The organism is Aureimonas sp. Leaf324 (assembly GCF_001423245.1).
Classification (GTDB): domain Bacteria; phylum Pseudomonadota; class Alphaproteobacteria; order Rhizobiales; family Rhizobiaceae; genus Aureimonas.
In genome coordinates this window covers 187,408-210,890 of the sequence record NZ_LMOH01000026.1, presented here as the reverse complement: position 1 = coordinate 210,890, position 23,483 = coordinate 187,408, and the positions used below count along the sequence as shown (strand labels likewise).

At 70.1% G+C, this 23,483-nt stretch carries 18 protein-coding genes and 1 tRNA gene; 8 read left to right on the top strand and 11 right to left on the bottom strand.

Annotated elements, in window-relative coordinates; genetic code table 11:
* Window positions 1–73: 73 nt before the first annotated feature.
* The 7 genes from ASF65_RS16110 to ASF65_RS16080 form a co-directional block, all read right to left on the bottom strand.
* Complete coding sequence (locus ASF65_RS16110; protein WP_055891258.1) at window positions 74–1,864, bottom strand: chloride channel protein; 1,791 nt, start codon at window positions 1,862–1,864, stop codon at window positions 74–76.
* 94 nt (window positions 1,865–1,958) lie between these two features.
* Entirely contained in the window at window positions 1,959–2,276 is a 318-nt protein-coding gene (locus ASF65_RS16105) for a formate dehydrogenase subunit delta (RefSeq protein WP_082505743.1), read from the bottom strand.
* Window positions 2,273–5,146 carry a formate dehydrogenase subunit alpha gene (gene fdhF, locus ASF65_RS16100; RefSeq protein ID WP_055891255.1) on the bottom strand — a complete coding sequence of 958 codons (2,874 nt, stop codon included), beginning with the start codon at window positions 5,144–5,146 and terminating at the stop codon, window positions 2,273–2,275. Before fdhF ends, ASF65_RS16105 begins: the two co-directional genes overlap by 4 nt.
* A 13-nt stretch (window positions 5,147–5,159) precedes the next feature.
* Window positions 5,160–6,737, bottom strand: a complete 1,578-nt coding sequence (locus ASF65_RS16095; protein WP_055891252.1) for an NADH-quinone oxidoreductase subunit NuoF — start codon at window positions 6,735–6,737, stop codon at window positions 5,160–5,162.
* The gene (locus ASF65_RS16090) at window positions 6,734–7,219 is read right to left on the bottom strand and encodes a formate dehydrogenase subunit gamma (protein WP_055891250.1); all 486 of its coding nucleotides are present in this window, start codon (window positions 7,217–7,219) and stop codon (window positions 6,734–6,736) included. Before ASF65_RS16090 ends, ASF65_RS16095 begins: the two co-directional genes overlap by 4 nt.
* Window positions 7,220–7,282: 63 nt before the next feature.
* Complete coding sequence (locus tag ASF65_RS16085) at window positions 7,283–8,938, bottom strand: OFA family MFS transporter (RefSeq protein ID WP_055891248.1); 1,656 nt, start codon at window positions 8,936–8,938, stop codon at window positions 7,283–7,285.
* A 121-nt stretch (window positions 8,939–9,059) separates the two neighbouring features.
* Window positions 9,060–9,998 (bottom strand): LysR family transcriptional regulator, encoded by a 939-nt coding sequence (locus ASF65_RS16080; protein WP_055891245.1) that lies wholly within the window; start codon window positions 9,996–9,998, stop codon window positions 9,060–9,062.
* Window positions 9,999–10,305: 307 nt separating this feature from the next.
* Here ASF65_RS16080 and ASF65_RS16075 point away from each other — a divergent pair, with 307 nt between their 5' ends.
* The 5 genes from ASF65_RS16075 (at window position 10,306) to ASF65_RS16055 (ending at window position 16,850) form a co-directional block, all read left to right on the top strand.
* On the top strand, window positions 10,306–11,706 hold the full coding sequence (locus ASF65_RS16075) for a VOC family protein (RefSeq protein WP_055891242.1): 1,401 nt from the start codon (window positions 10,306–10,308) through the stop codon (window positions 11,704–11,706).
* Between the two features lie 63 nt (window positions 11,707–11,769).
* Window positions 11,770–13,053 (top strand): FAD-binding oxidoreductase, encoded by a 1,284-nt coding sequence (locus tag ASF65_RS16070; protein WP_055891240.1) that lies wholly within the window; start codon window positions 11,770–11,772, stop codon window positions 13,051–13,053.
* Window positions 13,054–13,091: 38 nt separating this feature from the next.
* A complete protein-coding gene (locus tag ASF65_RS16065; protein ID WP_055891237.1) occupies window positions 13,092–14,636 on the top strand; it encodes an aldehyde dehydrogenase family protein in 1,545 nt (514 codons plus the stop codon).
* Complete coding sequence (locus ASF65_RS16060; protein ID WP_055891235.1) at window positions 14,633–15,868, top strand: pyridoxal phosphate-dependent aminotransferase; 1,236 nt, start codon at window positions 14,633–14,635, stop codon at window positions 15,866–15,868. The genes ASF65_RS16065 and ASF65_RS16060 overlap by 4 nt, the downstream gene beginning before the upstream one ends.
* Window positions 15,869–15,935: 67 nt before the next feature.
* The gene (locus ASF65_RS16055) at window positions 15,936–16,850 is read left to right on the top strand and encodes a LysR family transcriptional regulator (RefSeq protein WP_055891233.1); all 915 of its coding nucleotides are present in this window, start codon (window positions 15,936–15,938) and stop codon (window positions 16,848–16,850) included.
* A 36-nt stretch (window positions 16,851–16,886) separates the two neighbouring features.
* Here ASF65_RS16055 and ASF65_RS16050 read toward each other — a convergent pair whose 3' ends face one another.
* Window positions 16,887–17,516: a TetR/AcrR family transcriptional regulator gene (locus ASF65_RS16050; RefSeq protein WP_055891229.1), complete on the bottom strand. Its 630-nt coding sequence runs from the start codon at window positions 17,514–17,516 to the stop codon at window positions 16,887–16,889.
* A gap of 145 nt (window positions 17,517–17,661) precedes the next feature.
* On the opposite strand from ASF65_RS16050, the gene ASF65_RS16045 reads away from it, so the two are divergent.
* On the top strand, window positions 17,662–19,698 hold the full coding sequence (locus ASF65_RS16045; RefSeq protein ID WP_055891226.1) for an NADH:flavin oxidoreductase: 2,037 nt from the start codon (window positions 17,662–17,664) through the stop codon (window positions 19,696–19,698).
* Between the two features lie 236 nt (window positions 19,699–19,934).
* Here the strand turns inward: ASF65_RS16045 and ASF65_RS16040 are convergent.
* Both ASF65_RS16040 and ASF65_RS16035 read right to left on the bottom strand, forming a co-directional pair.
* Window positions 19,935–20,009 (bottom strand) — tRNA-Val (locus ASF65_RS16040).
* An 84-nt stretch (window positions 20,010–20,093) separates the two neighbouring features.
* Window positions 20,094–20,459, bottom strand: a complete 366-nt coding sequence (locus tag ASF65_RS16035) for a response regulator (RefSeq protein ID WP_019996719.1) — start codon at window positions 20,457–20,459, stop codon at window positions 20,094–20,096.
* Window positions 20,460–20,621: 162 nt separating this feature from the next.
* On the opposite strand from ASF65_RS16035, the gene ASF65_RS16030 reads away from it, so the two are divergent.
* The gene (locus tag ASF65_RS16030; protein WP_055891225.1) at window positions 20,622–21,524 is read left to right on the top strand and encodes an N-formylglutamate amidohydrolase; all 903 of its coding nucleotides are present in this window, start codon (window positions 20,622–20,624) and stop codon (window positions 21,522–21,524) included.
* Between the two features lie 61 nt (window positions 21,525–21,585).
* Entirely contained in the window at window positions 21,586–22,368 is a 783-nt protein-coding gene (gene hisN / locus ASF65_RS16025) for a histidinol-phosphatase (protein ID WP_055891222.1), read from the top strand.
* Here hisN and ASF65_RS16020 read toward each other — a convergent pair.
* Window positions 22,358–23,434, bottom strand: coding sequence for an alpha/beta hydrolase (locus ASF65_RS16020; protein WP_162239503.1), 1,077 nt, complete (start codon window positions 23,432–23,434; stop codon window positions 22,358–22,360). The two genes, hisN and ASF65_RS16020, sit on opposite strands and share 11 nt — an antisense overlap.
* Between the last annotated feature and the right edge of the window lie 49 nt (window positions 23,435–23,483).

Here is a 23,483-nt window from a genome sequence, read left to right as displayed (position 1 = left end):
GCGGCGACCGGCCGCACGCGTTCCATACCAGAGACGTTCCGACTTGCCATGACGGCAGGCCCGATCGTCCGGCTCATCGAACCTCGCCGGCCGCCTCGCGGCGCCGGAGGTCCAGTTCCTCGCTGTAGCGGCGCAGCGTGTGGCTTTCGGTCAGGAGGCCGACGACGTTGCGCGTCTTCGCCCCGTCCACCACCGCCAGCGCCTCGCTCTCGGCCCGGTCGAACAGGGCGGCCGCCTCGCGCGCGCTCATCTGCGGCAGGAGCACGGCGTCCCGCCAGCGCAGGAGATCGTCGATCTTCGCCTCGAGGTCGGTCGCGGCATCGGAATAGGCGTCGGCGACGAGCACGATGCCGGCATAGGCGCCGGTCGCATCGATCACCACGACACGCTGGGCGGAGCCGAGCGGAAAGTCGCGCCGGAAGGTCTTCAGGCTGGTTCCGAGCGCCGTGGTGCGAACGTCGGTGCGCATCATGCGGCCGACCGTCAGGTTGCGGATCCAGCCGACGTCGTGGGCGCTGCGGATGTTCTCGCCCCGCAGGTGGAAGCGCCAGGTGGCGAAGGAATAGCCGAAGGTCTTGCGGGCCGTCAGCGAGGCGGTGACGACGGTGGCGAGCGCCAGCGCGGTGATCGGGAAGTCGCCGGTCATCTCCAGCGCCAGGAAGGTCATCGTCATCGGCCCGCCGACGATGGTGACGGCAAGCGAGCTCATGCCGACGATCGCGAAGGTGACGGGCGTCAGCGCGGTATGGGGGAAGATCCAGGGTGCGGCGGCCGCGAAGAGGTTGCCGAGAAGCGCGCCCATGAACAGCGAGGCGAAGAACAGGCCGCCGCGAAAGCCGCTGCCGATCGAGACCGCCGAGGCGAGCGCCTTGAGCGCGAGGACGAGCGCCAGCATCGACAGCGACGCGGGCAGGTCGAGCTGCAGGTGCAGCGCGCCGTGGCCCGAGGCCAGAACCTGCGGCGTGACGAGGGCCAGCGCGCCGACCACGAGGCCGCCCGCGACCGGGCGCAGCGGCGCCGGCAGGCCGGAGCCGCGCACGCCGCGCTCGACGCTCGTCACGCCCTTCATGATGGCGATCCCGAGACCGGCGGCGAGAACGGCGAGGAGGATCGCCGGCGGATAGTCGAGCGCGGTGATCGGCCCGGGCGATCCCACCTCGATCAGGAACGGCGCAGCCCCGAGGAGCTGCGCGACGAACGTGCCGCAGAGGGCGGCGGCCACGACAGGGGCGAGCGTGACGACCGAATAGGTGCCGATGATCAGTTCGAACGCGTAGAAGGCGCCGGTGAGCGGGGCGTTGAAGGCGGCGGCGATGGCGCCCGCCGCCCCGCAGCCGACGAGCATGCGCAGGTCCCCGCGCCGCATTTCGAAGGCGGTGCCGAGGCGCGAAGCGAGCCCGCCCGCCATCTGCGTATAGGCGGCCTCCAGCCCGACCGAGGCGCCGAAGCCGTTGGAGACGAGGTTCTGCGCCACCACGATCACGCTGTCGCGGATCGACATGCGACCGCCGTGCAGCGCGTTGGCCTCGATGGGGTCGACCAGCGGGCGCGCCTTGCGCTTGCGCGTGGCGAACAGCCAGAGACCGAGAAGCGCGCCGCCGCAGGCCGGCAGGGCGGCATGCCAGGGCGAGGCGAGGGCGGTCATCGAGCTGAGGTGCCCGTCGTCGGCGGCAAACAGGAGCATGTGCAGCGCCTGCGCCGCCCGCCCGATCGCGGTCACCACGAGGCCGGCGACCACGCCCACCACGCAGGCGACGATCACCAGTCCGATCTCGTTGCCGCGGACCCAGGCGCGGAAGCGGCTGGGTGCCTTGACCGAAACCGTGGTCGCCGGCGTCTCCTGTGGAGCCGTGCCTCCGTCCATCGTTGCGATCGCCGCCAGTTCGATTCAGCCCTTCGTCGTGGCTACATAGGCCACGACGGGCAAAGGGCTCGCTCGAAACGCGATCTTTCGTGCCCTAGCCCGCGTCCGAGCCCGGCTTGGTGCCGACCGACAGGCCGCCGGCGGCCTCCAGGCGCCGGTGCGCGGCCTTGGGCGGGCGGGCGCGCAGCGAGGCGAGACCCTCCAGCGCCAGCGGGCGAAGGTCCGCGCCGCCCTCGTCGACATGGGCGAAGATCATGTCGCGCATGCGCGGCGTCCAGAAGGCCGCGACATGGTCGGCGATGCCGAGGACGCCCGGCTCATGCGCCTGGCTTTCGAAGAAGCGCGCCACCTGGTTGACCATGGTGACGAGTTTCTGCGTCTCGCCCTCAAGGGGTTCGGGCGCCGCGCTCATTCGGCGGGCTCGGCGGCGGCCACGCGGCGCGAGGTGGCGGCGAACGAGTTGTAGCGCTCCTGCCAGTCGGTCGGCCCGTTGGAAGGCGAGACCTGGACCGCCGTCACCTTGTATTCCGGACAGTTGGTCGCCCAGTCGGAATAGTCGGTGGTCACGACGTTGGCCTGCGTCAGCGGATGGTGGAACGTCGTGTAGACGACGCCCGGCGCCACGCGGTCGGTGATGAGGGCGCGCAGCGTCGTGTCGCCCGCCCGGCTCGCGACCTTGACGAAGGCCCCCTCGCGAATGCCCCGCTCCTCGGCGTCGTGCGGATGGATCTCGAGAAGATCCTCCTCGTGCCACATCGTGTTGTCGGTGCGCCGGGTCTGCGCACCGACATTGTACTGGGAGAGGATGCGGCCTGTCGTGAGGAGCAGGGGAAAGCGGGGGCCCACCTTCTCGTCGGTCGGCACGTATTCGGTGACGACGAAGAGGCCTTTGCCGCGCACGAAGCCTTCGAGGTGCATCAGCGGCGTTCCGAGCGGCGCCTTGTCGGTGACGGGCCACTGGAGGGTCTCGGTCTCCAGCCGCTCGTAGGAAACGCCGGCAAAGGTCGGGGTGAGCGCCGCGATTTCGGCCATGATCTCGGACGGGTGGCCGTAGTTCATGGGAAAGCCGAGCGCGTTGGCAAGAAGTTGCGTGACCTCCCAGTCGGCATAGCCGTTCTTCGGCGTCATCACGCGCCGCACGCGCTGGATGCGGCGCTCGGCGTTTGTGAAGGTGCCGTCCTTCTCGAGGAAGGTCGAGCCCGGCAGGAAGACGTGAGCGTGGACCGCCGTCTCGTTGAGGAAGAGGTCCTGCACGACGACGCATTCCATCGCGGCAAGACCGGCTGTCACGTGGCGCGTGTTGGGATCGGACTGGAGGATGTCCTCGCCCTGGATGTAGATGCCCTTGAACTCGCCGGCGACGGCGGCGTCCAGCATGTTGGGGATGCGCATGCCCGGCTCGTCGTCGAGCTCGACGCCCCACATGGTCTCGAATAGCGCGCGCGCCGTGTCGTCCGACACGTGGCGGTAGCCCGAGAGTTCGTGCGGGAAGGAGCCCATGTCGCAGGCGCCCTGCACGTTGTTCTGGCCGCGCAGCGGGTTCACGCCCGCGCCGCGCTTGCCGATGTTGCCGGTCGCCATCGCAAGGTTCGCAATCGCCATGACGGTGGTGGACCCTTGAGAGTGCTCCGTCACGCCGAGGCCGTAGTAGATGGCGGCCCTGCCGCCGGTGGCATAGAGCCGGGCCGCGGCGCGAAGCTCGTCTGCCGGCACGCGCGTCATCGGCTCCGAGGCTTCGGGCGAGCGCGAGGCGTCGGAGACGAACTCAGCCCACGCCTGGAACGCCTCGAGGTCGCAGCGCTCGCGCACGTACGACTCGTCGACGAGACCTTCGGTCACGATCACATGCGCCATCGCGGTGAGGACGGCGACGTTGGTGCCGGGGCGCAGCGGCAGGTGGTGCGCGGCCTCGACATGGGGCGTCTTGACGAGATCGATGCGGCGCGGGTCGACGACGATCAGCTGCGCGCCCTCGCGCAGGCGCTTCTTCATGCGGCTTGCGAAGACCGGATGCCCGTCGGTCGGGTTGGCACCGATCACGAGGATGACGTCGGCCTCCTCGACCGAATCGAAGTCCTGCGTGCCGGCCGAGGTGCCGAGCGTCGTCTTCAGGCCGTAGCCCGTCGGCGAGTGGCAGACGCGCGCGCAGGTGTCGACGTTGTTGTTGCCAAAACCGGCGCGGATCAGCTTCTGGACGAGGAAGGTCTCCTCGTTGGTGCAGCGCGAGGAGGTGATGCCGCCGACCGAGTTGCGTCCGTACTTCGCCTGGATGCGCTTGAACTCGGCGGCCGTGTGGGCGATCGCCTCCTCCCACGACACCTCGCGCCAGGGCTCGGAGGTCGAGGCGCGGATCATCGGCGAGGTGATGCGCTCGCGGTGGTTGGCGTAGCCGTAGGCGAAGCGGCCCTTGACGCAGGAATGCCCGTGGTTCGCCTTGCCGTCCTTCCACGGGACCATGCGCACCAGTTCCTCGCCCCGCATCTCGGCCTTGAACGAGCAGCCGACGCCGCAATAGGCGCACGTCGTGACCTTGGAATGCTCAGGCACGCCCAATGCCACGACCGACTTTTCCATCAGCGTCGCGGTCGGGCAGGCCTGCACGCAGGCGCCGCAGGAGACGCATTCGGAGGAGAAGAAGTCCTCTCCCTGGCTGGGCGAGACGCGGCTGTCGAAGCCGCGGCCGGCGATCGTCAGCGCAAAGGTGCCCTGTACCTCCTCGCAGGCCCGTACGCAGCGCGAGCAGACGATGCATTTCGACGGATCGTACTGGAAATAGGGGTTGGAGAGATCCTTCTCCATGAACAGCGGGTTCGGGCTCCCGTGCTCGTGGGGATGCACGTGGTTCTCGCCGTGCTGGCCGTAGCGCACCTCGCGAAGGCCGACCTCGCCCGCCGTGTCCTGCAGCTCGCAGTCGCCGTTGGCCGAGCAGGTCAGACAGTCCAGCGGGTGGTCGGAAATGTAGAGCTCCATCACGCCGCGGCGGAGCTTGGCGATCCGGTCGGTCTGCGTCTTCACCACCATGCCGTCGGCGGCGAGCGTCGTGCAGGATGCGGGCGTGCCGCGCATGCCTTCCACTTCGACGAGGCACATGCGGCAGGAGCCGAAGGGCTCGAGACTGTCCGTCGCGCAGAGCTTCGGGATCTTGGTGCCCATCTCGGCGGCCGCGCGCATCAGCGAGGTGCCGGCGGGAACGGTGACCGTCTCGCCGTCGATGGTCAGCGTGACTTGGCTTTCGGCGCGGCGGGCCGGGGTGCCGTAGTCGGTTTCAGGAACGAGAGACATCGGGGCGTCCTCCTTATTCCGCCGCCTCGAGCCCGGCCGGCAGGCGACGGGCGTCGAGGTCGAAATCTTCGGGGAAATGGGTCATCGCGCTGGTCACGGGATAGGGCGTGAAGCCGCCGAGCGCGCAGAGCGAGCCGAACTTCATGGTGTCGCAGAGGTCGGCGAGCAGCGTCAGCTCCTTCGCCACGGGCTGGCCCGCCGAGCGCTTCTCGAGGATGCGGTCGACCGTCTCGACGCCGCGCACGGCGCCGATGCGGCAGGGCGTGCACTTGCCGCAGCTTTCAGCCGCGCAGAACTCCATGGCGAAGCGCGCCATGTGGGCCATGTCGACCGTGTCGTCGAAGACCGTGATGCCGCCGTGCCCGATCAGCCCGTCCTTCGCCGCAAAGGCCTCGTAGTCGAAGGGCGTGTCGAAGAGGGACGGGGGGAAGTAGGCGCCGAGCGGGCCCCCGACCTGAACCGCGCGCACCGGACGACCCGACGCCGTGCCGCCGCCGATCTCATGCACGAGTTCGCCCAGCGTGATGCCGAAGGGCACCTCGACGAGGCCGCCATATTTCACATTGCCGGCCAGCTGGATCGGCATCGTGCCGCGCGAGCGCCCGAGGCCGAGCCGCTCGTAGGCTTCCGGCCCTTCGGCAAAGATCGCCGGGACGGCGGCGAGCGACAGGACGTTGTTGACCACCGTCGGCTTGCCGAAGAGGCCCTGGAGGGCCGGCAGCGGCGGCTTGGCGCGCACGATGCCGCGCTTGCCCTCGATCGAATTGAGGAGCGAGGTCTCCTCGCCGCAGACATAGGCGCCGGCGCCGACGCGCACCTCCATGTCGAAGGCGAGGCCCGACCCGCCGACCGAGCGGCCGAGCCAGCCGGCCTCGCGCGCCTGCGCAATCGCGTGCTCCATCGCCTCGATCGCGTGCGGGTATTCCGAGCGGATGTAGATGTAGCCGTAGGTCGCGCCGACGGAGACGCCGGCGATACACATGCCCTCGACCAGCCGGAACGGATCGCCTTCCATCGTCATCCGGTCGGCGAAGGTGCCCGAATCCCCTTCGTCGGCGTTGCAGACGACGTATTTCTGCGCCGCCGCGGCCTTGCGCACGGTCTCCCACTTGATGCCGGTCGGAAAGCCCGCGCCGCCGCGGCCGCGCAGGCCGGAGGCCGTGACCGCCCGCACCCGCGCCTCGGCATCCATGTCGAGGGCGGACTTGAGGCCGCGCCAGCCGCCATGGGCGGCGTAGTCGGCTTCCGAACGCGGATCGACGATGCCGCACAGCGCCATGGTGGAGCGGGTCTGACGGGCGAGGAACGGGTGATCTTCCGGCCGGCCGATGCGCAGAGGATGATCGCCGCCTTGGAGCATCCCGGCCGCCAGCAGCGCGTCGACGTCGGCGGGCGACACCGGCCCGTAGCCGATGCGCCCAGACGGCGTCTCGACCTCGACTAGCGGCTCCAGCCAGTGCAGGCCGCGCGAGCCGGTGCGCACGATCTCGATCGCATGGCCCGAGGCCTGGAGCGTGGCGGCGACGTCGTCGGCGCCGACGGCCACGGCCGCCGCGTCGCGCGGCACGAAGATGCGTGTCGTCGGGGTCATCGCATCGCCTCCTCGATGATGGCGGTCAGGCGGTCGGCGGTCAGGCGGCCGTGGATGCGGCCGTCGACCATCGCGGCGGGCGCGACCGAGCAGAGGCCGAGGCAGTAGACCGGCTCCAGCGTCGCCGCGCCGTCGCCGGTCGTCCCCTTCATCGGCACGCCGAGGAGTTCCTCGGTCGCCGCCTGCAGCGCCCGGCCGCCGGCGGCCTGGCAGGCCTCGGCCGAGCAGAGCTTGACGACGGTGCGCCCGGCCGGAAGGCGCCGGAAGTCGTGATAGAAGGTGAGGACGCCGTGCACGTCGGCGCGCGACAGGTTCAGCGCCGCGGCGATCGCGGGCACCGCCGCATCGTCCACCATGCCGAACTCGGCCTGCACGTCGTGCAGGATCGGCAGGAGCGCGCCTGGCTTTCCTGCATGGGCGGCGATGATCTCATTCAGGCGCTCGGCATCGAAGGGCAGAGCGCGTCGCGCGGCATCGAGCATGTCGGTCTCCCGAGAAGGTCGGAAGCCGGCGCGGCCGAGGCACGCGCCGGCTCGGGGCTCAGTCTAGAACAAGGCAATCGCCTTCAGAAGCGTGATGTAGACGCCCCAGAGGAGCGGCAGGCCGACGGCGACCCAGGCGGCGATCGCCGCCCCGTTGAAGCCGCCGCGCCCGATGCCGTGGTCGCCGAAGGCGGGCGCTGCCGCAGCGCCGCCCCGCGCCGCCGTCAGGGTCCCCTTGGCCTCCTGCCGCATCTGGTACTTTTCGGCCACCGGGCGGACCAGGAGGTTGGCGACGAAGCCGACCGCCAGAAGCGCCGCGACGGTGAAGAAGATCGGCTGGTAGACGGCCTCGCGCGGCACGCCGGCCGCGATCTGCGCGTCGCGGATGTTGCCGGTGATGAGGCCGCCGAAGACCCCGGCGAGCGACCAGGCCGTCAGGAGGCGCCCATGGATTGCGCCAACGAACTTGGTGCCGAAGACGTCGGCAAGGTAGGCAGGCACCGTTGCGAATCCGCCGCCGTACATCGAGGCGATCACGCAGAACGAGGCGACGAACAGGAACAGGATCCCGCTCGAGGCCGAGAAGGGGATCAGCGCCGCGTAGAGCGCGATGCCGAGCGCCAGGATCACGGCATACATCGTCTTGCGGCCAAGCCGGTCGGAGAAGGACGCCCAGAAGAAGCGCCCGCCGATGTTGAAGAGCGAGACGAGGCCGACGAAGCCGGCGCCGACGGCGGCGGCCGCCGTGCGCTGCTCGGGCGTGAAGTCGAGGAAGGCCGTGCCGGCCGCGCCGATCAGGCGCCCGCCGAAGATCTCCTGCAGCATCGGCGACGCCACGCCGATGAGGCCGATCGAGGCGGTCACGTTGGTCAGGAGCACGACCCAGATCAGCCAGAACTGCGGTGTCCTGTGCGCGTCCTTGAGGTGCACGTCGCCGGTCGCGATCATGCGCGTGCCCACCGCCGCCGACGGCGTCCATCCGGCCGGGCGCCAGTTTTCCGGCGGCACGCGGTAGCCGAGCGCGCCCGCCACCATGAACACGAAATAGCCGGCGGCCAGCACGAGGAAGGTCTGCCAGACGCCGACGCCCTCAGGGCTCGCGAAATGGCGCATCAGGATGTCGGCGAGCGGCGAGCCGATCATCGCGCCGCCGCCAAAGCCCATGATCGCCATGCCGGTCGCCATGCCGCGCCGGTCGGGGAACCACTTGATGAGGGTCGAGACGGGCGAGATGTAGCCGAGACCGAGGCCGATGCCGCCGATCACGCCCGAGCCGAGCCACATCAGCCAGAGCTGGTGGAGGTAGATGCCGAGCGCCGAGATCACCATGCCGCCGCACCAGCAGACGGCCGAGACGAGGCCGGCCTTGCGCGGGCCCGCCCGCTCCAGCCATCCGCCCCAGATCGCCGCGGCGCCGCCAAGCACCACGAAGAACAGCGTGTACATCCACAGAAGGTCCGACACGCGCCAGTCGCACGTTGTCGTGAAGAGGGCGGTCATCAGGGTCATGCCCTCGCAGGCGACCGGCTGGGCGACGCCGATGGCGCGGGACAGCGGCAGCCAGAAGACCGAGAATCCGTAGGCCATGCCGATGCACAGATGGATCGCGAGCGCGCATGGCGGGATCAGCCAGCGGTTGAAACCGGCCTTGGCCACGGTGTTCTCGCGGTCCAGGAACCCAACGCCCGGCGGGCGCGCGACATCGGCTGCAGAACTCATCGATCCTCCCCATGCAAAGGCGGGCGCGGCCTCCCAGCCGTTCCCCCGTCGTTGCAAAGGGTTGCGCCCAATTTAGAACGCGTCAAATGTTCACGGAACGATCAATGATAGACGTCGTCGATCACGCAGGCTCGTGAGGGTCGCCGTCGTCGTCCCGCAGCGCCGCGACGCGCCGCCGGAAATCGGCGGAGCGCACGCAGGACAGGACCGCCCGGCTCTGGGCCGACATCGGATGGCGGTCGAGCACCACGAGCCCGACGGCCTGCGGCGTCGACGGGTCGTCGAAGGGGAGGATGCGGATCGCGGGATCGCGCTCGGCGGTCCCCGCATGGCTGTGCGGCAGGATCGACGAGAGATCTCCCATGCGCACCATCGACAGGAGCGCGGTGTAGGAATTGGCGGTCGCGCGCGGCTGTACCTCCATGCCGATGCTCGCCATCTGCGCATCGAGGATGCGACGGTTCTGCATATCGCGCGTCAGGAGGCAGAGGGGTGCCGCGGCCGCCTCCGCCCAGGAGATCGCCGACCGCCCGGCGAAGGGGCCGTCGGCCGGCGTCGCGAATCGGTAGCGCTCCTCGTAGAAGGTCCAGGTGATGACGCCGCCGAGCGGCTCGTTCTCGAGATAGGTGACGCCGCCGTCGATGTCGTGGGCGTGAAGGGCGCGCTCGATCTCGCGCGAGGTCATCGACAGGATCACGAGCTGCAGGTCGGGATGATCGGCGGCCAGCACCGGTGCGATCGCGCCGACCGCGGGCATCGCGGCGGGGATGACGCCGAGCCGCAGCCGCCCGGTCAGGCCGATGCCGGGCTTGCCGGCCGCACGCAGCATGCCGTCGCAATCCGCCAGCATCTGCTGCGCCCAGGGAAGGGCGGCCTCGCCCTCCGCCGTCAGCCCGACGAAGCGACGGTCGCGGCGCACGAGCTCGACGCCGAGCGCGGTCTCGAGCGAGGCGATGCCGGCCGACAGCGTCGGCTGCGTGACGCCGCAGCTTTCCGCCGCGCGCCGGAAGTGGCCAAGGCGTGCCAGCGTCACGAAATAGCGGAGGTGGCGTATCTGCATCGAACCCTTTCGCGCCGGCCCGGACGGCCGCGCCTTCGCGGCGAGGGAATCACACGCCCGCCGCCCGGGCGCCAGCGTGACGCCGGAACGCACGCCGATCCAGTCTTCTGCCGATCAAGCTTGGGAGTGCCTGAGACCGAGGGCGGGCGTTACAGGGTTCGGGGGCGTGCGAGGTCATTCTCCGGGCGCATGATGTCATGCGCTATCGTCGTTTGAGATCGGCGTGCGCAGGGCCGAAAAGAGAGCGTCGGCCGCCGGCCGCGGGGCTGCCTCAAGGCGGGCCGGTGGTGCTGCAAAGGATGGGAACTTGAACGAGACCGCTTTCGTCACGTCCGACCATGTCCGCACGCGCTTCTCGGCTGTCATGTCGGAGATGTATCGCGCCGAGGTGCCGCAATACGGCACGTTGATGGCGCTGGTGGCGGACGTGAACGCTGAAACGCTCGCCGCCGACCCGGCACTGAAGGCCGATCTCGAGCGCACCGACGATCTCGACCGCATCGACCTCGAGCGCCACGGCGCGATCCGCCTCGGCACGGCCGAGGAACTGTCCACCATGCGCCGGCTCTTTGCGGTAATGGGCATGGAGCCGGTCGGCTACTACGACCTGTCGGTAGCCGGCGTGCCGGTCCATTCCACCGCGTTCCGGCCGGTGCGCGAGGAGAACCTCGCCCGCAATCCGTTCCGCGTCTTCACCTCGCTGCTGCGGCTCGAACTCATCGAGGACGAGGCCCTGCGTCAGGAAGCGGCCGCCATCCTGTCGCGCCGGCGCATCTTCACGCCCGGCGCGCTGGCGCTGATCGAGCGCTTCGAGACGGCGGACGGCCTGACGGACGGCGAGGCCGAGGAGTTCGTGCGCGAGGCGGTCGAGACCTTCCGCTGGCACCGCGAGGCGACGGTGGATGAGGGCACCTACCAGCGCCTGTCGAAGGTTCACCGGCTGATCGCCGACGTCGTCTGCTTCCGGGGTCCGCACATCAACCACCTGACGCCGCGTACCCTCGACATCGACGCCGTGCAGGCCAAGATGCCCGCGCGCGGCATTGCGGCCAAGGACGTGATCGAGGGCCCGCCGACGCGCCGCTGCCCGATCCTCCTGCGCCAGACGAGCTTCAAGGCGCTGGAGGAGGCGATCCTCTTCCAAGGCGAGGACGGCCCTGCGGCCGGCACCCACACCGCGCGCTTCGGCGAGATCGAGCAGCGCGGGCTGGCCCTGACGCGCAAGGGCCGCGCGCTCTACGACCAACTGCTCGCGCGCGTTCGCGACGCGGGCGGGCAAGGCAATGCCGGCGCCGACTATGCCACGCGCCTTGCCGAGGTCTTTGCCGACTTCCCCGACGACCACGAGACGCTGCGGCGCGAAGGGCTCGGTTACTACCGCTACGTCCTAACCGAGCGGGGGCAGGGCGCCGCCCCGGCCGGCTCCGCCGCCGCGCCGATGGAAGCGCTGATCGCGAGCGGCCATGTTGCGGCCTATCCGATCGTCTACGAGGACTTCCTGCCCGTTTCGGCGGCGGGCATCTTCCAGTCGAACCTCGGCGGACAGGAGCAGCGCAGCTATGCCGGCAACGCCAGTCAGGACGCCTTCGCAGAAGCGCTCGGCGCGCTCGTCGCGGACGAGTTCGAGGTCTACGAGACCGCCGAGGCGCGCTCGATCGAAGCGGTGCGCGCGGGCCTGCGCCGCGAGCTTCGTGACGATGCGGCCTGACGGGATGCGGCGCGCAGGCGGCGGGTCGGCAGGGCGTGCGACCGCGCTCGGGAGCCGGGCCTCGTGAAGAACGACCCGCGCAGCCACGGCCTCTGGGAGGCCTCCGCCCCGCCGGCGCCGGAGACGCCCGCGCTGGCAGGCGAGCTCGTCGTCGACGTCGCGGTGATCGGCGGCGGCTTCACCGGCTGTTCGGCGGCGCTGCATCTGTGCGAGGGCGGGGCGAGCGTCGCGCTGCTCGAGGCCGAGGAGATCGGCTTCGGCGGCTCGGGTCGCAATGTCGGCCTCGTCAATGCCGGCATGTGGGTGATGCCGGACGACCTGCCCGGCGAACTCGGGGACGTCCATGGCGAGCGGCTGCTCGAGTTGCTCGGCGAGGCTCCGCGCGTCGTGTTCGATCTGGTCGAACGCCATGCCATCCCCTGCGAGGCCGAACGGCGCGGCACGCTGCACTGCGCGGTCGGGCCGAAGGGCCTCGACGAGGTGCGGGAGCGCGAGCGCCAGTGGAAAGCGCGGGGCGCGCCGGTGCGTTTGCTCGACGCGGCCGAGACCGCGGCCAAGGTCGGCACCAAGGCCTATGCCGGCGCGCTCCTCGACGAACGCGCCGGCACGATCCAGCCGCTCGCCTATGTCCGGGGCCTTGCGCGCGCGGCGATCGCGGCGGGCGCCAAGATCTTCACCGCAAGCCCCGTGGTCTCGGCCACCGACGACGGCGCGCTATGGCGTCTCGCGACCCCCGGCGGCGTGGTGCGCGCGACGTCCGTGGTGGTCGCGACCGACGCCTATGGGAAGGGCGTCTTCCCGGAGGTCCGCGGCGAGCAGGTGCACCTGCCCTACTTCAACATGGCCACGCCGCCGCTCGGCGACAATGTCCGGCACTCGATCCTGCCCGAGCGCCAGGGCGCCTGGGATACAAGGGAGATCCTCTCCTCGTTCCGCTTCGACCGGGCCGGCCGGCTCGTGTTCGGCTCGGTCGGCGCCCTTCGCGGCGGCGGTCAGGCGGTGCACCGGGACTGGGGACGCCGGGCGCTGGCGAAGCTGTTTCCACAGATCGCGGGCGTTGAATTCGAATATGCCTGGTACGGCCAGATCGGCATGACCGGGAACAGCCTGCCGCGCTTCCACCGGCTGGGGCGCGACGTCGTCGCCTTCAGCGGCTACAACGGCCGGGGCATCGCGCCGGGCACCGTGTTCGGCCGCTGTCTCGCCCGGCTTTGTCTCGGTGAGATCGGCGAGGCCGATCTGCCGCTGCCCGTCACCGACCCTTTGCCCGTGCCCCGGCGCGCCCTGCGCGAGGCCTATTACGAGGTCGGCTCGCAGGTCGCACACCTCGCCGGCGCGCGGCTCTGAATTGCACCCCGACGCTTCTTCCTGAGGATTCGACCGTCATGCTCGACACGCCCACCTCCCTCGCCACCGAGGCGCAGTCCCTCCTGTCCTCGCTCGGCGTCGCCGAGACCGCGTTCCGCGGCGGCTCCCGCCAGGTCGTCTCGCCGGTCGACGGCGCGGTTCTCGCCTCGGTTCCGATGGCCGATCCGGCGGCCGTCGGCGCGGCGATCGGGCGCGCGCACGAGGCGTTTCTCCAATGGCGCGAGGTTCCCGCGCCCCGTCGCGGCGAACTCGTGCGCCTTCTTGGCGAGGAGCTTCGCGCCCACAAGGACGCGCTCGGCCGCCTCGTCAGCCTCGAGGTCGGCAAGGCGCCGTCCGAGGGCCTTGGCGAAGTGCAGGAGATGATCGACATCTGCGACTTCGCCGTCGGCCTGTCGCGCCAGCTCTACGGCCTCGTGATCCCCTCCGAGCGCGCCGACCACAAGCTCACCGAGCAGTGGCATCCGATCGGCGTCGTCGGCGTCATCTCGGCCTTCAACTTCCCCGTGGCGGTCTGGTCCTGGAACGCGGCGCTCGCCTTCGTGTGCGGCGACGCCGTGGTCTGGAAGCCGTCGGAGAAAGCGCCGCTCACCGCGCTCGCCGTCCAGGCGATCTTCGAGCGCGCCGCCGCCCGCTTCGGCGATGCGCCCGCAAACCTGTCGACGCTTCTCGTCGGCGAGCGCGAAGTCGGCGAGGCGCTGGTCGATGATCCGCGCGTGCCCGTCGTCTCGGCCACCGGCTCGACCCGCATGGGCCGCGCGGTCGGCGAGCGGCTCGCCCGGCGCTTTGCCCGCGCCATCCTGGAGCTCGGCGGCAACAACGCTTCGATCGTCACGCCGTCCGCCGATCTCGACCTGACGCTGCGAGCCGTCGCCTTCGGCGCCATGGGCACGGCCGGCCAGCGCTGCACGACGATGCGCCGCCTCATCGTCCACGAGAGCGTCTACGACACGCTGGTGCCGCGTCTCGCCAAGGTCTACGGCTCGATCTCGGTCGGCAACCCGCTGACCTCGGACGCGCTCGTCGGGCCGCTGATCGACCGCGCCGCCTTCGAGGCGATGGGCCGGGCGCTGGAGGCCGCAAAGGCCGCCGGCGGCACGGTGCACGGCGGCGAGCGGGTCGACGTCAACGGGGCGAACTCGTTCTACGTGCGCCCGGCGCTGGTCCAGATGCCCGAGCAGACCGGGCCGGTGGTCGAGGAGACCTTCGCGCCGATCCTCTACGTCCTGAAGTATCGCGATCTCGCGCAAGCGATCGCGCTGCAGAACGGCGTGCCGCAGGGCCTGTCGTCCTCGATCTTCGGCACCGACATGCGCGAGGTCGAGCGCTATCTCTCGGCCGCGGGCTCGGACTGCGGCATCGCCAACGTCAACATGGGCACGTCCGGCGCCGAGATCGGCGGCGCCTTCGGCGGCGAGAAGGAGACCGGCGGCGGGCGCGAGAGCGGCTCGGACGCCTGGAAGGCCTACATGCGCCGCCAGACCAACGCCATCAACTACGGCCGCTCCCTGCCGCTCGCGCAAGGCGTGAAGTTCGACGTCGACGGCGGCTCGGCCGAGGCATGAGCGCGCTGGCCCCCGCCGGGATGCCCGCCTTTCGGCCGGCCGGGCGCATCGCCTCGGTCGGCGTCTCGGAGATCCTGAAGATCACGGCCAAGGCCGGCGCGCTGAAGCGCGCCGGGCGGCCGATGATCATTCTGGGCGCAGGCGAGCCCGACTTCGACACGCCCGACCACATCAAGGAAGCGGCGATCCGCGCGATCCGCGACGGTGCCACCAAATACACCGCGCTCGACGGCTCGCCCGAGCTGAAGGACGCGGTGCGGGCCAAGTTCGAGCGCGAGAACGGGCTCGTCTTCGCGCCGGACGAGGTGACCTGCGGCGCCGGCGCCAAGCAGATCCTCTACAACGCCTTCATGGCGACGCTCGACCCCGGCGACGAGGTGGTCATTCCCACCCCCTACTGGACGAGCTACAGCGATATCGTCGCCATCGCGGGCGGAACGCCGGTGCTCGTGCCGTGCGGGATCGAGGCGGGCTTCCGCCTGGCGCCCGAGCAGCTCGAGGCGGCCATCACCCCGCGCACCCGCTGGCTGCTCCTCAACTCGCCCTCCAACCCGTCGGGCGCCGCCTACTCGGCCGAGGATCTCGAAGCGCTGGCCGGCGTCCTGCGCCGCCATCCCCATGTCTGGGCGATGTCGGACGACATGTACGAGCATATCCTCTACGACGGCCGGGCGTTCGCGACGCTGGCCGCTGTGGCGCCGGACCTTCGGGACCGCACGCTCACCGTCAACGGCGTGTCGAAGGCCTATGCGATGACCGGCTGGCGCATCGGCTACGGCGGCGGCCCCGCGGCGCTGATCCGGGCGATGGCCGTGGTGCAGAGCCAGGCGACCTCCTGCCCCTCGTCGGTTAGCCAGGCGGCGGCGGTCGCAGCGCTGAACGGGCCGCAGGACATAATCGCGGAACGATGCGCGGCGTTCCAGCGGCGGCGCGATCTCGTGGTCGCCGGGCTGAACGCCATCCCCGGCATCCAATGTCCGGTGCCGCAGGGCGCGTTCTACACGTTCGCCTCCTGCGAGGGGCTTCTCGGCGCGACGACGCCGGGCGGCCGGACGATCCGCACCGACCGGGACGTCGCCGACTATCTCCTCGAGGCCGACGTCGCGGTGGTGCCCGGCGCCTGTTTCGGCCTCGAGCCCTTCTTCCGCATCTCCTACGCGACCTCGGAAGACGAATTGAGGACGGCGCTGGAGCGGATCGGGGCGGCGTGCGAAGGGCTCAAGCACGCCTGATGGGGCGGTTCGGGGACGCGACGGCGGGAGTGTTGCAGCTTGTCCCATTCCGCTATGGAATGGCGGGATGCAGATCCCGCGCCGCTTTCTTCCGTCCATCGGCCTTCTCAGCGCCTTCGAGGCGGCGGCGCGCACCGGCAGTTTCACCGCGGCGGCCGGCGAGCTGAATCTCACGCAGAGCGCCGTCAGCCGGCAGATCAAGGCGCTGGAAGAGCAGCTCGACGTCCCGCTGTTCCTGCGCGAGCGCCAGACCGTGCGCCTGACGCCGGCCGGCGAGGCCTATGCGCGCGACATCCGCGATGCGCTGCGGCGGATCTCGACGGCCTCGCTCAACATCCGCGCCAACCCGTTCGGCGGCACCTTGAATCTCGCGATCCTGCCGACCTTCGGCACGCGCTGGCTCGCGCCCCGTCTGCCGGACTTCCTGGCGCTCCATCCCGGCATCACGTTGAATCTGGCGACGCGGCTCGTCGAGTTCGACTTCCGGCTCGACACGATGGACGCGGCGATCCACTTCGGCGTGCCGAACTGGCCGGGGACCCGCCACCTCCAGCTTCTGGCCGAGGACGTCGTGCCGATGGGCAGCCCCGACTTCGCCGCGGCCCATCCGGTCGGCGGCGATCCGGCGGCGCTGCGCGCACTGCCGCTCCTCCACATCACTTCGCGTCCCGACGCGTGGGAGACGTGGTTCACCGCGCAAGGCGTGGCGCCCGAGGGCGTGACGGGCATGCTGTTCGACCAGTTCGCCACGATCGCGCAGGCCGCGATGGCCGGTCTCGGTGTCGCGCTTCTGCCGAGCTTTCTCGTCGCCAAAGAGATCGAGCGCGGCGAGCTCGTGCCGATCATCGACCGCCCGATGCGCTCGCGCGAGGAGTATCACCTCGTCTGGCCGAAGGAGCGCGAGCGCTTTCCGCCGCTCGTCGCCTTCCGGCAGTGGCTGTCCGCCGTCATCGGACGGGATGGCGAGGACGGCGGTCTCTGATATCCGCTCGCGGACGTTGAGCGCCGGGGCGGCTCGTCACGTCGACGCCCGGTGGCGGGACAGGAAGCGCTCCATGTCCCGCTCGCCCGGCGCGTGCCCGGTGAAGATCCGGACGTAGTTCGGGATACGCTCGAGCCGGACCGCGAGATCCTCCGCCGTCTGCATCGAGATGTAGCCGATCTGCACGAGATAGGTCGTCCGCGCGCGCACGTCGGCCTCGCCCGGATCGAAGCCGAAGCGCTGGAACATGCGATCGAGCGCCTCGAGGCGGAGCCGGTCGGCCTCGCGCACCTCGTGGAGGATCGGGGGCGACTGCAGCGCCCAGCTTCGGATCGCGAACTCGAACTGCGGATCGAAGAGCGCGGGCTGCAGCCAGCAGTCGAAGACGTTCAGCATCGCTTCGACGATGGTCTCGGCATAGCGCTCGGTCTGCCCGACGAGATGGCCGGTGTTCGTCTCCCGCCAGCGGGCGACCAGCGCTTCGAGGATCGCGGCCCGGTCCTTGAAGAACCAGTAGAAGCTCGTCCGGGAAATCTTCAGCCGTTCGGCGAGCGACTGGATGCGCACCCCCTCGACGCCGCCCTCCAAGAGCGCCCCGTAGGCCGCTTCCAGCCAGATGTCCGGCGACGCGCGCCATCCCGTGTCCGCGGCCGGTGCCTCTCGCATGGGTCGAGCCTTAGCACCGCCCCGTCGCACCGGCAACGAACCTGTACGGCCCCGAACAGGATGAAAGCAGTGGTGTTTGGAAAATTGACAGATCCGTACATTTTTTCGTAGCGTCGCGGCGTGCCGACCGAGGGGGACCCCCGTCATGACCGCCGACCCGCTCCTCCAGCCCTTCCAGCTGAAGCACCTGACGCTGCGCAACCGCATCCTCGTGACCTCGCACGAGCCGGCCTATGCCGAGGAGGGCATGCCGAAGGCGGCCTACCGCGCCTATCATGCGGAGCGGGCGCGGGGCGGCGTCGCCCTGACGATGACGGCCGGTTCGGCGTCCGTCGCCCGCGATTCCCCGCCTGTCTTCAACAACATCCTCGCCTATCGGGACGAGGTCGTGCCCTGGGTGCGCGAGCTGTCCGACGCGGTCCACGCGGAAGGCGCCGCGGTGATGATCCAGCTCACCCATCTCGGCCGACGCACGCGATGGGACAAGGGCGACTGGCTCCCCGTGGTCGCCCCGTCGCACCGGCGCGAGGCGGCACACCGCGCCTTTCCCAAGCGCATCGAGGACTGGGACATCGAGCGCATCGTCCGGGACTATGCGGATGCCGCCGAGCGGATGAAGGCCGGCGGCATGGACGGGATCGAACTCGAGGCCTACGGCCATCTGATCGACCAGTTCTATTCGCCTCTGACCAACGACCTCGACGCCCCCTATGGCGGCTCGCTCGACAACCGCCTGCGCTTCGGTTTCGAGGTGCTCCGCGCGATCCGCGGGCGTGTCGGCCCGGACTTCATCGTCGGCGTGCGCTACAGCGCCGAGGAGGGTCTGGCGGGCGGCACGACGCGAGAGGAGGGGATGGAGATCTCCCGCCGCCTGAAGGAGTCCGGCCTCGTCGACTTCCTCAACGTCGTGCGCGGCCATATCGACACCGACGCGGGGCTGACCGACCTCATCCCGATCCAGGGCATGGCGAGCGCACCACATCTCGATCTGGCCGGCGAGATCCGCGCCGAGACGCGCTTCCCGACCTTCCACGCGGCCCGCATCTCCGACGTCGCGACCGCTCGCCACGCGATCGCCAGCGGCAAGGTCGACATGATTGGACTCACGCGCGCCCACCTCACCGACCCGCATATCGTGCGCAAGATCATCGAGAAGCGCGAGGACGAGATCCGCCCTTGCGTCGGCGCGAACTACTGCCTCGACCGCATCTATCAGGGCGGCGCCGCCTACTGCATCCACAACGCGGCGACGGGCCGCGAACTGACCATGCCGCATGAGATCGCGAAAGCGCCGGTGCGCCGGAAGGCCGTGGTGATCGGCGCCGGTCCGGGCGGTCTGGAGACGGCGCGCGTTCTGGCCGAGCGCGGACACGCCGTGGTGGTGTTCGAGGCCGCCGACAAGCCGGGCGGCCAGATCCGCCTCACCGCGCAGAGCGCGCGACGCCGCGAGATGATCGGCATCATCGACTGGCGCATGGCGGCGTGCGAGCGGATGGGCGTCGTCTTCCGCTTCAACACCTTCGCCGACGCCGACATGGTGATCGCCGAGGAGCCCGACGTCGTCGTGGTCGCCGCCGGCGGCCTGCCGCATACGGAGGTCCTGTCCCGCGGCAACGACCTCGTCGTCTCGGCCTGGGACATCATTTCCGGCGACGTGAAGCCGGGCGCCGACGTCCTCGTCTACGACGACGCGGGCGACCATGCCGGCCTGCAGGCCGCCGAGGTCGTCGCCCGGGCTGGGGCCAAGGTCGAGGTGATGACCCCGGACCGCACCTTCGCGCCCGAGGTCATGGCGATGAACCTCGTGCCCTACATGCGCTCGCTCCAGGCGCTCGACACGACCTTCACAGTCACCTACCGGCTGGAGGCGGTGGAGCGCGACGGAAACCGCCTCCTGGCGCATCTCGGCAGCGACTACGGCGGCGTCGCGAAGACGGCGAGCTTCGACCAGATCGTCGTCAACCACGGGACGATCCCGCTCGACGACGTGTATTTCGAACTGAAGCCGCAGTCCTCGAATGGCGGCGAGGTGTCCTACGACGCCCTGATCGACGGCCGGCCGCAGACCGTCATGCGAAACCCCGCGGGCGCGTTCCAGCTCTTCCGAATCGGCGATGCCGTCGCGGCCCGCAACACGCATGCCGCGATCTACGGCGCGCTGCGTCTCGCCAAGGACCTCTGAGGTGCCCGCGATTCGCGCGCTCGTCGACGCGAGCGGTCCCGTCCTGCGAATGCGGACCGTTCAAGGGCGGCGGCAAGCGATGCGCAGGGCGCGGTCCGACGCTGGAAAGAGGAGACGACAGGCGCCCGGCACCGGATCGATAGGCTGAAACAGGGTTTGAAGAAACGTCGCGACCGACGTCATGCCTCGGATCGAAGGGGGCGACACGTTCGTCGCGACCGGACCGAGGGATCGAATGGTGGGCACGACTGGGATTGAACCAGTGACCCCTGCAATGTCAATGCAGTGCTCTCCCGCTGAGCTACGCGCCCATTCGATGGAGCGGCTTACACCACAGGAGGCGCGGTGCGGTCAAGACCGTTTGCGCCTCTTGTGGGGGTAGAGCCGCAAAAAAATCAGGCGGCGTCCTGGAGCATCTTGCCGACCTCCTCCACCAGCTCGCGCAGGTGGAAGGGCTTGGACAGGATCTTGGCGTCCTTGGGAGCCTTGGAGTCCGGGTTCAGCGCGACCGCGGCAAAGCCCGTGATGAACATCACCTTGAGGTCGGGGTCGAGCTCGGTGGCGCGGCGCGCCAACTCGATGCCGTCCATCTCGGGCATCACGATATCGGTCAGGAGCAGCGAGAACGGCTCCTCGCGAAGGCGCTCGTAGGCGCTGCCGCCATTGTCGTAGGCGGTCACCTCGTAGCCGGCCTTTTCCAAAGCCTTGGCCAGGAAGCGGCGCATGTCGTTGTCGTCTTCGGCCAGAAGGATCTTGTACATCTCGTAACCTGAATGTCGCGGCGGGTGCCGGACGTGAAGCCTGCTCGCAATCAACCTTTTAGCAGATTGCTTAAGCAAGAGCTAAATGGAATGTTCGAGCGGCAGAACGGCCCTATCTCCGGTGGAACGCGGTTTGCGAAAGGGAAATGAAGGGGAGTGCATTTGGACGTCGCCGCTCCCAGCCTGGAAACCGCCGCGGGCGCGTGCCCGGCCTTCGAGATCATCGAGCCGACCCGCCAGACCAGCCCCTTCGTGTTCTGCTCGCCCCATAGCGGGCGCGCCTATCCCTCCTCGTTCCTGGCGCAGAGCCGGCTCGGCCCCTCGACGATCCGCCGCTCGGAAGACCTCTTCGTCGACCAGCTCTTCGACTTCGTACCGGCGCTCGGCGCGCCGCTGCTGGTCGCGCGGTTTCCCCGCGCCTATCTCGACGTCAACCGCGAGCCCTACGAGCTCGACCCTGCAATGTTCTCCGGGCCGCTGCCCGACCGTGCGAACTCCGCTTCGGTGCGGGTCGCGGGCGGTCTCGGGACCATTCCGCGCATCGTCGCCGAACGCGAGGAGATCTATGCCGGGCGCATCCCGGTCGCCGAGGCGTTGTCGCGGATCGACACGATCTACATGCCCTTCCACGAGACGCTGGAGCGCCTCGTCGAGACGACGCGCCGCGCCTTCGGCGTCGCGATCCTGATCGACTGCCATTCGATGCCCTCGTCGGTGCGCCCCCTGCCGGGCGGCCCGAAGGCCGATATCGTGGTCGGCGACCGGTTCGGCACCAGCGCCGCCCACCACTATGTGGCGATGGCCGTGCAGCGCCTGACGGCGCTCGGTCTCGATGTGACGCGCAACAAGCCCTATGCCGGCGGCTACATCACTGAGCGCTACGGGCGGCCGCGCGCGGGCGTCCATGCCATCCAGCTCGAGATCAACCGCGCGCTCTATGCCGACGAACGCAACTTCGTGCCGCACGCGGCCTTCGGCCATTTCCGGCGCATCCTGTGGGAGTTCGCCTCGTGCTTCGCCGCCGAGGTGGAATCGGAACTCCAGCGTCCCGCCGCCGCCGAGTAGCGCGCCCTCGCCAGGCCCGGGGGATCGCCGTATAGGACGGGCCCCGGCTGGAGACCCGACGATGACGACGCTGCCCGATGCTTCCTTCCTGTTCCGCCTGGCGGACGCCGCCGCGAAGGAGACGCTGCCGCGCTTCCGCACCGCGCTCAGCGTCGATTCCAAGCCCAAGGAGGGCTTCAGCTTCGATCCGGTGACCGAGGCCGACCGCGAGGCGGAGAAGGCGATCCGCGCGATCATCGAGGCGGAATATCCGGCCCATGCGATTCTCGGCGAGGAGTTCGGCCTGTCGGGCTCCGGAGACCATCTCTGGGTGATCGACCCGGTGGACGGCACGCGGCCCTTCATCTGCGGCGTTCCCGTCTGGGGCACGCTGATCGGCCTTCAGGTGCGCGAGCGCGCCGAGATCGGCATCATGAGCCAGCCCTACACGCGCGAGCGCTTCTGGGCGACGCCGGACGGCGCCTTTGGCGACGGGCCGCAGGGCGAGAAGCGCCTGCGGGTGCGCGACATCGGGGCCCTTTCGGGCGCGACGCTCTTCTCGTCGGCGCCCGAGCTGTTCAAGGGCGGGCTCAAGGACCGCTTCCAGAGCCTCGTCGACCAGGTCCGGCTCACCCGCTTCGGCGCCGACTGCTACGCCTTCGCCATGCTGGCCGCCGGCCATGTCGACATCTGCGTCGAGCCGGGCCTCCAGCCCTACGACATCGTGGCGCTGACGCCGATCGTGGAACAGGCGGGCGGCGTGATCACGACCTTCTCGGGCGACCGGCCGGAGAACGGCGGCGACGTCGTGGCGGCCGCAACGCCCGCCCTTCACGAGGCGGCGCTGCGCATCCTCAACGGCTGACGGGCGTTTCGGCCAAGGCCGGGGCCAGGGCCGGGGCCGGGGCGGCGGCTGCCGTTACCGCCTCGCCGATCAGCGTCTCGTCGAGCGCGGGCAGGGGCGGGGGCTTCGGCAGGCTCTCGGCAAAGAACGTCTCGACCGCGCCGAGCGCCGGCTCGCGGAAGCGGTCGGCCTCCTGCAGGAGCTCGTGCCGTGCGCCCGCGACGCGGATCGAATGGCCGCAGCGCATGCGCCAGGCGAGGCGCTCGGCGGCGGCGGCCGAGACGACCCGGTCGTCGCCCGGCAGGAGGAACAGGGCGGGAAGGTCGAGCCGCGCGATCCGATCGGAATCGTCGAGCCGGCGCATCGCCTTCAGCGCGGCGCGCAGCCAGGAGGCCGAGACGCCCTCGACGGTGAGCCAGGGCGCGGCGGCCCGCAGGGACCGGTTGCGCTCGAAGCGGGCGGTGTCGGTGGTGAGGACATTGCCCGCAAAGGGCTCGGACGGGTCGATGCGCCGGGCCGGGCGCACCGGCAGGAAGCCGAGACCGCACCAGTGGAGGGCGCCGGTGACGAAGCCCTGGACGCGGCGAAGCCCGGCCGAGCCGGGCAGGGCGACCAGCGGCGCGATCAGCGCCATGCGCTCGACATGCGCCGACAGGCGCGCCGAGGCGGCGAGCGCCACCAGCCCCCCCATCGAATGGGCGAGCACCGCATAGGGCGGCGCGCAGCGATCCATCACCACCTCGCGCAGGACGCGCTCGAGATCGTCGGCATAGTCCTCGACGCTCGCCACATGCCCGACGCCGGGCAGGAAGGTGCCGCGGCCGGAGCCGCCCTGGCCGCGCCAGTCGAAGGTCGCGACCGTGAAGCCGCGCGCGTTGAGGTCGCCGATCGTCTCGTAATATTTCTCGATGGCCTCGTTGCGCCCCTGAAGGAGAAGGACGGTTCCGCGGCTGGTCATGCCGGCTGGCCCCCGCCCGATCGCGTAGCGCAGCCGCACCCCGTGGCCGAGATCGAGATGGCCGGTCTCGAGGCCGGGCGGGGCCGGGTTTGCATCGAGGGCAACGAAGGCGTCTTGGGTCTCGGGCACGGCGGCTCCGTCGGGCATCAGGGCTCTACAGGTCCTAGCGCAGACGCGC

Excerpts from the sequence above, each read along its gene's own strand:
- ASF65_RS16055 (WP_055891233.1), top strand. The coding sequence starts at position 15,936 with ATGCAGATCCCGCGCCGCTTTCTTCCGTCCATCGGCCTTCTCAGCGCC.
- ASF65_RS16065 (WP_055891237.1), top strand. The coding sequence starts at position 13,092 with ATGCTCGACACGCCCACCTCCCTCGCCACCGAGGCGCAGTCCCTCCTG.
- ASF65_RS16035 (WP_019996719.1), bottom strand. The coding sequence starts at position 20,459 with ATGTACAAGATCCTTCTGGCCGAAGACGACAACGACATGCGCCGCTTC.
- ASF65_RS16045 (WP_055891226.1), top strand. The coding sequence starts at position 17,662 with ATGACCGCCGACCCGCTCCTCCAGCCCTTCCAGCTGAAGCACCTGACG.
- ASF65_RS16110 (WP_055891258.1), bottom strand. The coding sequence starts at position 1,864 with ATGGACGGAGGCACGGCTCCACAGGAGACGCCGGCGACCACGGTTTCG.
- ASF65_RS16095 (WP_055891252.1), bottom strand. The coding sequence starts at position 6,737 with ATGACCCCGACGACACGCATCTTCGTGCCGCGCGACGCGGCGGCCGTG.
- hisN (WP_055891222.1), top strand. The coding sequence starts at position 21,586 with ATGACGACGCTGCCCGATGCTTCCTTCCTGTTCCGCCTGGCGGACGCC.
- ASF65_RS16090 (WP_055891250.1), bottom strand. The coding sequence starts at position 7,219 with ATGCTCGATGCCGCGCGACGCGCTCTGCCCTTCGATGCCGAGCGCCTG.
- ASF65_RS16085 (WP_055891248.1), bottom strand. The coding sequence starts at position 8,938 with ATGAGTTCTGCAGCCGATGTCGCGCGCCCGCCGGGCGTTGGGTTCCTG.
- ASF65_RS16060 (WP_055891235.1), top strand. The coding sequence starts at position 14,633 with ATGAGCGCGCTGGCCCCCGCCGGGATGCCCGCCTTTCGGCCGGCCGGG.
- ASF65_RS16105 (WP_082505743.1), bottom strand. The coding sequence starts at position 2,276 with ATGAGCGCGGCGCCCGAACCCCTTGAGGGCGAGACGCAGAAACTCGTC.
- fdhF (WP_055891255.1), bottom strand. The coding sequence starts at position 5,146 with ATGTCTCTCGTTCCTGAAACCGACTACGGCACCCCGGCCCGCCGCGCC.
- ASF65_RS16080 (WP_055891245.1), bottom strand. The coding sequence starts at position 9,998 with ATGCAGATACGCCACCTCCGCTATTTCGTGACGCTGGCACGCCTTGGC.
- ASF65_RS16050 (WP_055891229.1), bottom strand. The coding sequence starts at position 17,516 with ATGCGAGAGGCACCGGCCGCGGACACGGGATGGCGCGCGTCGCCGGAC.